The 10,192-nt window shown below is 63.5% G+C and carries 9 protein-coding genes; 8 read left to right on the forward strand and 1 reads right to left on the reverse strand.

Translation table 11 applies throughout. The features are described 5' to 3' along the window. Nucleotides 1-603 precede the first annotated feature (603 nt). From RB623_RS29060 to RB623_RS29070, 3 genes are read left to right on the forward strand one after another with little or no spacing between them, the layout of a single operon-like run. Nucleotides 604-2,094, forward strand: coding sequence for a class I adenylate-forming enzyme family protein (locus RB623_RS29060; RefSeq protein ID WP_308060619.1), 1,491 nt, complete (start codon nt 604-606; stop codon nt 2,092-2,094). Nucleotides 2,095-2,113: 19 nt separating this feature from the next. Next, nucleotides 2,114-2,917, forward strand: a complete 804-nt coding sequence (locus RB623_RS29065) for an ABC transporter ATP-binding protein (protein WP_308060620.1) — start codon at nt 2,114-2,116, stop codon at nt 2,915-2,917. Next, nucleotides 2,910-3,752, forward strand: coding sequence for an ABC transporter permease (locus tag RB623_RS29070; protein ID WP_308060621.1), 843 nt, complete (start codon nt 2,910-2,912; stop codon nt 3,750-3,752). The genes RB623_RS29065 and RB623_RS29070 overlap by 8 nt, the downstream gene beginning before the upstream one ends. Nucleotides 3,753-3,770: 18 nt before the next feature. On the opposite strand, the gene RB623_RS29075 is transcribed toward RB623_RS29070, so the two are convergent. After that, complete coding sequence (locus RB623_RS29075; RefSeq protein ID WP_308060622.1) at nt 3,771-4,781, reverse strand: ABC transporter substrate-binding protein; 1,011 nt, start codon at nt 4,779-4,781, stop codon at nt 3,771-3,773. A 211-nt stretch (nt 4,782-4,992) separates the two neighbouring features. On the opposite strand from RB623_RS29075, the gene RB623_RS29080 reads away from it, so the two are divergent. From RB623_RS29080 to RB623_RS29100, 5 genes are all read left to right on the forward strand, one after another. Further along, nucleotides 4,993-5,307, forward strand: a complete 315-nt coding sequence (locus RB623_RS29080) for a hypothetical protein (protein ID WP_308060623.1) — start codon at nt 4,993-4,995, stop codon at nt 5,305-5,307. Continuing rightward, on the forward strand, nt 5,304-7,130 hold the full coding sequence (locus RB623_RS29085) for an ABC transporter ATP-binding protein/permease (RefSeq protein WP_308060624.1): 1,827 nt from the start codon (nt 5,304-5,306) through the stop codon (nt 7,128-7,130). Before RB623_RS29080 ends, RB623_RS29085 begins: the two co-directional genes overlap by 4 nt. 242 nt (nt 7,131-7,372) lie before the next feature. Then, nucleotides 7,373-8,461 carry a tonB-system energizer ExbB gene (gene exbB, locus RB623_RS29090; RefSeq protein WP_374121760.1) on the forward strand — a complete coding sequence of 363 codons (1,089 nt, stop codon included), beginning with the start codon at nt 7,373-7,375 and terminating at the stop codon, nt 8,459-8,461. Between the two features lie 4 nt (nt 8,462-8,465). Continuing rightward, nucleotides 8,466-8,930 carry a TonB system transport protein ExbD gene (gene exbD, locus RB623_RS29095; RefSeq protein WP_308060625.1) on the forward strand — a complete coding sequence of 155 codons (465 nt, stop codon included), beginning with the start codon at nt 8,466-8,468 and terminating at the stop codon, nt 8,928-8,930. Further along, a complete protein-coding gene (locus tag RB623_RS29100) occupies nt 8,927-10,021 on the forward strand; it encodes a TonB family protein (protein ID WP_308060626.1) in 1,095 nt (364 codons plus the stop codon). Before exbD ends, RB623_RS29100 begins: the two co-directional genes overlap by 4 nt. Nucleotides 10,022-10,192 lie beyond the last annotated feature (171 nt).

A 10,192-nucleotide genomic window follows, 5' to 3' on the forward strand; every position in this document is an offset into this window, starting at 1 on the left:
CGAATGCCTCGTAGCGACCGCGAACGGCAATTTCCGCCCTGCCGACGCCTACGGCGCGTTAGGATTCTCGTTTCGGCCCCGGAATCGCCCCTCTTGCCCGCCCTACGCAGTGCTCAAATCTTCTTGAAGTTATTCTGTACATTTCTTCGTAGGACGCAAGCTAAAACAAAGGAATTCGCAGCAACCAGCGCTGTCGTTGCGATCCGCAAATACGCTCCAACTGCGCGCTCGCGTAGCGTTGGAGATCGTTTGCCAAAAAGCTGAGCGTTGTGCAGATCTAACGATCGAGCGGCACGGCGATAATCTTGGACGGGGCCGTCTCCCCTCCGGCCGCATTCGTGGCTCGGGTCGACGGATCATGTGGAGTGACGCCGGCTCCCGGCTCGGGTGAACGAAGACAGTCGTGTTCCCAAAGCCCGGTGAATCTCAGCTTAATCTTGAGCACATGCCGCCGGAGGGCAGCAGAGCGAAGCGTCGATTGGCTGTGGCGCGCCCGGACAAGATCTGTTCAAGATTGCGTGCTGTCGATTCTTTTTGCTACTCGTTTTCGCAGCAGGCCGGAGTTGCGGGAAAACCCAGGGTGATGCGCGGGAAGACTTCGGGATGACGCACCTTTCAGATCCTTTGAGTTCAAGTGTTGCACGTCAACCAGACGCGACTGCATTCCAGTTCGGCGACCAGCGCGTGAGCTACGGCAGATTCGGCCGCGATGTGGCTGCCGTCGCGAGCCGTCTCATCGCCGGCGGTGTCCAGGCGGGCGAAACGGTGGGCGTATTTATCGGGCAGCCTGCCGAACACTGGTGCGTGCTGCTTGCACTCATGCGTGTGGGAGCCGTTTCGGTGTCGCTGACAAGCCGCCATGAAGCCGAAATCGATGCTCTGCCTGGGCTCACCACCATTGTTTTCGGGGGCGAAACTCCGCCCGCCTGTCCGCGGTCGGTGCGGCTGCTGTCCATTGCCGCGGATTGGCTTGACCCGGACGCCAATCCGGGCGTTTCGCTGCCTTCGGCATCGCAGGCCGACGCCGCGGCCGGCCGCATCTGCTTCACGTCCGGAAGCGTGGGCAGGCCGAAGGCTATCTACCTGGATGCCGGAAGGCTTGGGATCCGTTTGTCGAAGACGGCGGAACGCAGCCGGCTGAATGCCCGTTCCGTCCTCTGGTGCGGGCTTGGGCCGGATTCCGCCTACGGCTTCACGGCCACCCTTGCGGCATGGCGTGAAGGCGGCAAGATAGTCTTCACAAGAAGAAGCGACGATCTCAAGAGCGCACTCGTTGCCGGCGGGGTCAACGTGGTGATCTCGTCCCCATCCGCACTTCACGCCATTCTGAACTCGTCCTCGCAGGCACGGTTCGAAGGCCCGACAATCGTCGCCGGAAGTCCGATATCGCCTGCTCTGCGCGATCGCTTGCTTCGCGACCTCTGCTCGGAGGTTCTCGTCGCCTACGGTTCTTCGGAGACCGGCGGCGTCACTCTGGCCGACGCCGTGGCAATCGACGGCCATCCGGGCGCCGTCGGCCGTCCTTTTTCCGATGTCCAAGTCCAGGTCGTCGACAAGGGACTGCCTCTGCCGGCCGGAGTCCCCGGCCAGGTACGGATCAGATCGCGCAGCCAGGTTCCGTCCTATCTCGACGACCCGCTTTCCACGGCGGTTCATTTCGTGGATGGCTGGTTTTACCCCGGCGACGTGGGGGTGATTACGCCGGCAGGCGGCCTGAATCTCCTTGCGAGGGAAAGTGACATCCTGAATGTTGACGGGGTGAAATTGTCCGGAAGCGACATCGACGCCGCCGTACGGCAGCAGCCCGGCGTGCAGGATGTCGCGGCCGTGCCGATCGTCGACCCGAGTGGACGCGTCCGGCTCGCGATCGCCTTGGTCGCAAGCGAGGAGGCGGCACGCGTGCTTTCCGGGACTATCAGGGCCGTCATGCTTGGCTTGCCGCACTTCAGCCTGGTGCAGGTTTCCAGGATTCCCCGAAGCTCGATGGGCAAGGTAAACCGAAACGAATTCGGTAGACTGTTGTCGCAAGCGCTGGCAAACCGGGGAAGCAAGGAAAACGAAGTCCACATCGAAGCAGACCATAGCCCTGGGTAAGGACCGAGGGACAACACGCATGGGCGACTTCGGTTCGAAACTTCGGAATAATGGCGAGGCTGAAGAACTCGTTATCGAACATGTCACTCACGCCTACGGTGAATTGACGGTTCTGGGCGATGTTTCACTTCATGTGCGAAGTGGAGAAATTGTCGCCATAGTCGGACCTTCTGGATGTGGCAAATCAACCCTCTTGCGCATTGTTGGCGGTCTTGAGAGACCGTCGCGGGGACGCGTTTTTTACCGAGGTTCGGCCGTCCGTTCGAACTCCATCGCTTATGTCTTCCAGGACGCTTCGCTTCTTCCCTGGCGATCTGTCGCGCAGAATGTGGCGCTTGTGCTCGAGCATCGTCCTTTTTCACGGGCAGAGCGACGCGAGCGCGTAAGAGAGGCATTGGCCAGGGTCAACTTGACCAATTTCGCGAATGCATTCCCAAGGCAATTGTCGGGGGGGATGCGGCAGCGGACCGGAATTGCGCGGGCCCTGGTCGTGGAACCGGACCTGGTGCTTTTCGATGAGCCGCTCTCGGCCCTGGACGCGCAGACCCATGACCTCGTGCGCGGGGAACTTCTGCAGCTATGGGCGCAACTGAAATTTTCCGCCGTCTACGTGACGCACAACCTTATCGAAGCAACGCTGGTCGCGCATCGAGTGGTGATCCTGTCTCGTCTTCCGGGACGCGTGAAAGACATCGTCCGGCTTTCGTCCTGTCCCGGCAGCCGCGCCGACAATGATCCCGAGGTGATCCAGGCGCGACGTCATATCTGGAATTTGCTGAGCGAGGATTCCGCCAAGGTGGATCAAGAAGTCGTTCATGGCTGATCCCGAGGCTCCTGATCAGATTGACAACGACGCAGGGCGCGGCTCACCATCCGTGCGTATCTCGCCAATTCCTCTTCGGGCTAGAGGCTTCGACAGAACCACGATTCCCTGGATTTCTCCGGTGACGTTCGGGGCAATCCTATGCCTATGGTGGGCTGCCACGATCTCGGGCATGTCTCCTTTCGGCGTACCCTCGCCCGTGGAGGTATTTCGAGCGGCTGCGGATCTGGTCCGAAGCGGTGAAATCTGGGCCCATCTCGGTGCGTCGTTTCAACGGCTGGCGATGGGATGTCTCCTCGGAATCTTGAGCGGCATCGTTCTGGGATTCGCGATCGGCATATCTCCCCTGGTTCGCTCCGCTGCCGTGCCGCTCGTCTCGGCCCTGTTCGCCATCCCCAAGATCGCAATTCTGCCGGTCCTGATCGTCTGCCTCGGTATCGGAGAGCTTTCCAAGATCGTGACGATCGCCCTTGGCGTCTTCTCGCCAATGGTCATCGCGACTTATACGGGCGTGGACAATGTGGACCGGAATCTTATCCGGATGGGCCAGAGCTTCGATATGCCCATGCATCACATCGTGGCCAAGATCCTGTTGCCTGGTGCCTTGCCGACCCTGGTCGGCGGCTTGCGGGTCGCCATGTCGATCGGGATCGTTCTTCTCACGGCCGCCGAAATGATCGGCGCGCAATCCGGAATCGGGGCTTTCATCCTCAGGGCCGGAAACCTGATGCGCACCGATCAGATGTTCGCCGGAATTATCCTGCTTGCCGGGATAGGTATACTTTCTTCCTTTCTGCTCGGCCGGACCGAGCGCGCACTGCTCCATTGGCGATGAGATCGACGAGCGACCTGTTCATCTCAGGAAGTCGAGGTTCACCAACTCCTCGGCTTGGGGCTTTGCCTTGATCAGCCCCTGGTCATAGTACCAGCCTATCTGCCTGGTGATGTCCTCCATGTCGACCTCTCCGTCAGGTTCGACATAGAGGGCCGAGCCGAGGATCCTGCCTGTAGCCCGTTCTGCCGGTTCGTCGGGATATACATAGCTGGCCAGGAACGCCGCAGTGACGCGCGCCTCGGTCGAAGCCTCACTGCCTTTTCCGCTGTTGAGGACCGAATAATCCTTCAGTCCTTTCTTATAGGCGCGAAGGAACCTTCTGATCATGTCGGGCTGCTGTTCAACAACCTCGCGGCCGGCAAATACCGCCCCGAACTGATAGGCCGAATGGTCGGAGTAGCGGGACAGTTCCACGACTGCACCCTTCTCGATGAGCTGCGTCGAAATGGGGGGAGCGATGATCGCCCAGCTCACCTGATCGTTGGCGAGCGCTGACACCAGATTCGGTAGTGTCTGGAACGCGCGGATCTGGATATCCTCCATGGGTATGCCGTGGGCGGCCGCCAGTTGTCCCAATTGATAGTGTGACGGCGAGCCGAACTGTGTAAGCCCGAATGGCTTGGAAAACAGGTCCTCAAGCCGCTTGGTTCCCGCAGTGTATTCACGTTTCGATACGAGAATGGAGTTCCCAACGTGTCCCTTTTTCTCCTGTGCCTGTCCTGCAACAATATCCAGGCGATTCTCTGCCGCGAGATTGTAGAATGCTGCGGTCAGTGCCGTCACACCGAACGTAAGCTCGCCCGAAGCCGTCGCCACGGCTATGTTGGGCGCCGCCTCAAAGAAAACGATCTCCACATCCAGGTCTTCGTCCCGGAAGTACCCACGCTCCTTGGCAAGAAACAAAGGACCCGAGGATGTGAAACGAAGCGCCCCCACTGAAATACGTTCCAGCGTTTGAGCCCAGGACGCATTCAGCGTCGCTACCACAATCGACAAGGCTAATGCCGACGAAAAAATCAGATTGTTCATAGACTTTCATCAACCTTAGGGCGTTGGATTCGTTACCAAAGTAACTGCCGAAATCGGCTGAGGCATGACAAATATTGCCGCCGCCGCGATTCTTCCCAGCCAACGGGAGCCCCCGCTCGCCGCTTCGCGACCCGGAAAAGACCATTCTCCCCGTGTCTCACCTGAACCTCGACCGACCCTAATATATTGCAAGTTAACCGCAAGAACTCTCTTGGTGGTTGTCTCTGTTCCTCTTCAGGATGCCTGCCAGGCAAGACCGCAGCCCGCGGATGAGTGCGATACGCTGGTCTGGGGATCCGACGCCAGTCGGCATTTCGATCCGCATCTGCTTTTTATGCCTGGCTTGCGCCGCCGGTTCGCGCTGCGGCAATCTGAGCGTCGCGACCTGACTGCGGAAGCGTGGCTGATCCACACTGTCTGCCGACAGGCGCAATACATCGTCGTGGTCTATGACGATGTGGCGACGCCTTCGAGCCTATATGTTCGCAAGAGCGAGCGGCGTACCCAGGTCAGGGGAAGCGGATGAACGACAGGACCAACAGGCAGACGACGATCGCGGTCGGCGATGACAGTTTTCGCGATCAGCTTCGCATGATGTCGGGCGCCTTCAAGGCCTCGCCGGTGCGCAACGCCATCCTGTGGCTGATGCTCGGCATCTTCGCCGTCATTGTCGCCACGGCGCTTGGGCAGGTGATGCTCAACCGCTGGAACCGGCCGTTCTACGACGCCATCGAACGCCGCGACCTGCCGGCCTTCTTCCACCAGCTCATCGTATTCGCCGAGATCGCCGGCGTGCTGCTCGTCTTCAACATCACCCAGACCTGGCTCTACCAGATGCTGCGCATCAAGCTGCGCGAGGGGCTGGTGCGCGACCTGATCGGCGAGTGGATGCGGCCGCGGCGGGCGTTCCGGCTGGCCAAGGCCGGCGCCATCGCCGTCAATCCCGACCAGCGGCTGCATGAGGACGCGCGGCATCTCGCCGAACTCTCCACCGACCTCGGCGTCGGGCTGTTGCAGGCATCGATCCTGCTGGTCAGCTTCGTCGGCGTGCTGTGGTCGCTGTCTTCCGGTTTCGTCTTCCATATTTCCGGCCGCGAGATCGAGATACCCGGCTATATGGTGTGGGCGGCGATCCTATATGCCGGGACCGGCTCATGTCTGAGTTGGCTGGCGGGGCGGCCGCTGATCAACTTGAACAGCGAGCGCTATGCGCGTGAGGCCGAACTGCGGTTCTCGCTGATGCGGGTCAACGAGCATGTCGACGCCATCTCGCTCGCCGGCGGCGAAGGCGAAGAAAAGCGGCGGCTGGAACTCGACCTCGCTACCGTGCTTGAAGCGACGCGGCGCATCGCGCTGGCCACCGTGCGGCTGACCTGGGTGACGGCGGGATATGGCTGGATCACCGTAGTGGCGCCGATCGTTATCGCCTCGCCGGTCTATTTCGCCGGCGATTTGACGTTCGGTGGCCTGATGATGGCGGCGGCGGCGTTCACGCAGGTGCACGCCTCGCTGCGCTGGTTCATCGACAATATCGGCGGCATTGCCGACTGGCGCGCCACGCTGCTGCGCGTCACCTCGTTCCGCTCAGCCCTGCTGAAGATCGACGAGTTGCACGGCGTCGAGAAGCGCATCGGCTTCGCGGACGCGCCGGAGGGCAGGATGACTTTCGACGAGGTCGAGGTGTCGTCGCCGGAAGGCTGCACGCGGCTTTCCGAGCCACATGTCGAGATAAGGCAGGGCGAGCGCGTGCTGATCACCGGCAGCCCTGGCGCGGGAAAGACGCTGTTCTTTCGCGCACTGGCCGGGCTGTGGCCGTGGGGCAGCGGGCGCATCGGCCTTCCGCCGGGCGAGGCCGCGGTCTTCATCCCGCGCACGCCGTATTTTTCGCCGGGCACGCTGCGGGATGCGCTCGGCGCGTCCGATGCGGGCGGTGTATTCAGCGACGCCGAGTTGCGCTCGGCGCTGGAAAGCACAGGGCTCGGGCGGCTCTCCGAAAGGCTCGACGTCGACGCACGCTGGGAGCGGGAACTGCGCGATGAGGAGTTGCGCCTGCTGGCCTTTGCCCGGCTGGTGCTGCACCGGCCGCGCTGGGCCGTAATCGACGAGGCGTTCGACACGCTCGACGCGGAGACGCGCGGGCGGATTTTCGCGCTGCTCGAGGAGAAGCTGCCGGACGCGGCCATCGTCGCCATCGGGCGCGCGGACCCTGGCGAGAAATTCTTCACGCGCACGCTGCATCTGTCGGCCGATCCGACCGGCAAGGCGTTGAAGCGCGTGCGGATCGCCGAGGGATCGAAGGGGAGTGGCGCAGAACGGGAGAAGTCGGCCGAACTGTCGGACGCTGAGTAGGCGGCAAGTCGTGCGGTTGTGGAGGCCTGGTCCCGGCGCTCCGCGGCGAGGGTCCCGCCGGGCTCATTTCCGCCAGATTATAGTTGAATGAAAAAGTCAGGAATGTTAGGTCGCCGGTGAGCGCCTCACGGCCCGTCAGCCTGCGGCGATCGGACGAGGCAGGTGGCTTCGTGGCCCTGGCGAAGCCTTTCAGGTTCGGTGCGGAAAGCCCGCCGAGAGCCTGCAGACAACGGGATCGGTCGATGTACAGTTTCGAAACCGCTTCGGATTTTCCTCGCCCGGCCGCGCGCGTCTGGCGCGCGCTCAATCCGCTTTTCGTCGCGCTGACGTTGGCTTTGATGATCGGTCATGCCGCCGCGCAGGAAACCGCGGCGCCGGCCACATCCGCCCAGGCGCCAACAGCCCAAGCCCCGGCAGTCCAGGCGCCGACGGAGCAGGCGCCATCCGTTGCGCCGTCATCGGATGCAAGCCAGGCCGCTGCGGTGGTCGACGCTTCGACGCAGTCGCCTGGCGGCGCTGGCCAAATCGGCACTACGCCTGCCGCGGCACCGGCCGTCGGGACCGCTGAGCCCGGCAAACCTGGCGTCTCGACCTTGCCGCACGACCTGTCGCCCTGGGGCATGTTCATGGCCGCCGACTGGGTGGTCAAGGGCGTGATGATCGGGCTGGCCTTCGCCTCGCTGGTCACCTGGACGGTATGGGTCGCGAAGTCGCTTGAACTCGCCGGTGCGAAGACCAGGCTGCGCGGCGTGCTGCGCATTGTCGCGTCGGCGAAGGGACTGGACGACGCGGCCGCCCAGGTCGGCCAGCGCGGCGGCCCCGGCGCGGAACTGGTCCGCGCTGCGGCCGAGGAAATGCAGATTTCCGCGGAAGCCATCGACCATACGGCGTCCGAGGGGCTGAAGGAGCGGGTATCCTCGCGGCTCGGTCGCATCCAGGCCCAGGCCGGCCGGCGGCTGGGCAAGGGCACCGGCGTGCTGGCGACCATCGGCTCGACTGCGCCGTTCGTCGGCCTGTTCGGCACCGTGTGGGGCATCATGAACTCGTTCATCGGCATTTCGGAGGCGCAGACCACCAATCTCGCCGTCGTCGCGCCCGGCATCGCCGAAGCCCTGCTGGCAACCGCCATCGGCCTGGTCGCCGCCATCCCAGCGGTGGTGATCTACAACGTCTTTGCCCGCTCCATCGTCGCCTACCGGCAGGCGCTGGCCGACGCGGCGGCCGGCGTCGAGCGCCTTGTCAGCCGCGACCTCGACTTCCGCGCCGCGTCGCGCAAGCGCCAGCCGCTGCACGTGGCGCGCGCGGAGGTTTCCCGCGAGGCGGCGGAGTAGCGCCATGGCCGGCGGCATCCGCGAATCCTTCGACGGCGACGACCTCGAGGAAAACCACGAGATCAACGTCACGCCCTTCATCGACGTGATATTGGTGCTGCTGATCATCTTCATGGTGGCGGCGCCGCTCGCCACCGTCGACGTCAATGTCGACCTGCCGGCGTCGACCGCGACCGTTTCGCCGCGCCCGGAAAAGCCGCTCTATGTGACGCTGAAGGACGACCTGTCGCTCTCGATCGGCAACGACACGGTCGTACGCGAAGCGGTCGCCGCCGCGCTCGACCGGGCGACCTCCGGCGACAAGCAGCAGCGCGTGTTCCTGCGCGCCGACCGCGCCGTCGACTATGGCGAACTGATGGACGTCATGAACATCCTGCGCGGCGCCGGCTATCTGAAGATCGCGCTGGTCGGCTTGGAATCGGTGCCCGCCGACGCTGCGGCGGGCGGGCCTGCCGGGCCGGCCGAATGAGCATTCAGGCGGAGCCCATTTCCGGCCTGGTGGGGCGCCGCTTCGAGCGCCGCGAGATCCTGCTCTGGTCGGCGGCCGCCATCGTTGCGCTGGCGGCGCATGTGGGAACCGGTTGGCAAGCCTACCGATGGGCCGCTTCCGCGCCGCCGCCGGCGGCGGAAGCCGCGCCAGCCATCATGATCGACCTGGCGCCGATGAGCGTGGCCGCGGAGGCTGTGCCGCTCGACATGCCCGACACGGTCGACAGCCCCCAGACCGAGGCGAGCGAGGAGCCCGTCGAGATCGCGGAAGCCGTGCCGGTCACCGACACGAAGGCGGAGCAGGTCGAGGAATTCGACGAGGTCGACCCCTTGCGGCTGACCCCGGTCGAAGAGATTTCGCCGGATGTGACGAAACCAGTCGAGCCGGAACCCGTCGAGCAAGCGCAGCCGGCGGAAGCCGCTCCCGAGCCGCCGACCGAGACCTCCGAGGTCGTGCCGGAGACGGTCGAACCTACGACGGAACCGACCACCACGGAGGCCGAGGAGGTGATCCCCGACATCGTCGAGGCCCCGCTGCCCGAGGTCGCGTTCGCCGTGCCCGAGCCGCGCCCGGTCGAAGCGGAGGCGGAGCCGGCCCCGGCCAAGCGCAAGCCGGCCGAGGATCCGAAACCGGCGAAGGCGAAGCCGATCGAGAAAGCCAAGCCCGTCGAGAAGCCGAAGGAGGCCGCCAAGGCGCCGCCGAAGAAGCAGCCGTCGCCCAAGGCAAGTGTCGCCCGGACCAAGTCGGGACAGAACGCGCCGAGATCGGCAACCGCGGCGGGCAATCAGGGTATGAAGGGTTCCTCCATGTCGCCGGCGACTTGGGAAGCCAAGGTCAACGCGCATATGGCACGCGGCAAACGCTCCTTAAGGGCGCGGGGAAAGGGCACCGTAAAAGTCCGCTTCTCCATCGGTTCTGGCGGTGAGATTTTGACGGCATCGGTGGCGCGTTCTTCTGGAAACGCGGCATTCGACCAGAGCGCGGTAGATATGGTCCGCCGACGTTCGCCTATACCCGCGCCGCCCCCAGGCGCGAACAGAACCCTCACGATACCGATTGCGTCGCAATAGCGAGGTTCTCCAAGCGTCGAGGATCGCCGCCAAGGCTGATGCGGGTGCCTAAGTGTGGGCTTTCAGAAGGTTGTCCATTCGGACCTGACCGAGGAGACTGGAGTTACCACGCTTCAGATTCGTCGGAGGGTCCGAATGAACATTCATAAGAATGCCCGTCTCACGCCGCTG

Origin of the sequence: Mesorhizobium sp. LHD-90 (assembly GCF_030929505.1) — a bacterium.
Classification (GTDB): domain Bacteria; phylum Pseudomonadota; class Alphaproteobacteria; order Rhizobiales; family Rhizobiaceae; genus Kumtagia.

Bases quoted from the DNA above. Each gene is read 5' to 3' on its own strand.
- RB623_RS29100 (WP_308060626.1), top strand. From the start codon at position 8,927: ATGAGCATTCAGGCGGAGCCCATTTCCGGCCTGGTGGGGCGCCGCTTC.
- RB623_RS29065 (WP_308060620.1), top strand. From the start codon at position 2,114: ATGGGCGACTTCGGTTCGAAACTTCGGAATAATGGCGAGGCTGAAGAA.
- RB623_RS29070 (WP_308060621.1), top strand. From the start codon at position 2,910: ATGGCTGATCCCGAGGCTCCTGATCAGATTGACAACGACGCAGGGCGC.
- RB623_RS29085 (WP_308060624.1), top strand. From the start codon at position 5,304: ATGAACGACAGGACCAACAGGCAGACGACGATCGCGGTCGGCGATGAC.
- RB623_RS29060 (WP_308060619.1), top strand. From the start codon at position 604: ATGACGCACCTTTCAGATCCTTTGAGTTCAAGTGTTGCACGTCAACCA.
- exbB (WP_374121760.1), top strand. From the start codon at position 7,373: ATGTACAGTTTCGAAACCGCTTCGGATTTTCCTCGCCCGGCCGCGCGC.
- RB623_RS29075 (WP_308060622.1), bottom strand. From the start codon at position 4,781: ATGAACAATCTGATTTTTTCGTCGGCATTAGCCTTGTCGATTGTGGTA.
- exbD (WP_308060625.1), top strand. From the start codon at position 8,466: ATGGCCGGCGGCATCCGCGAATCCTTCGACGGCGACGACCTCGAGGAA.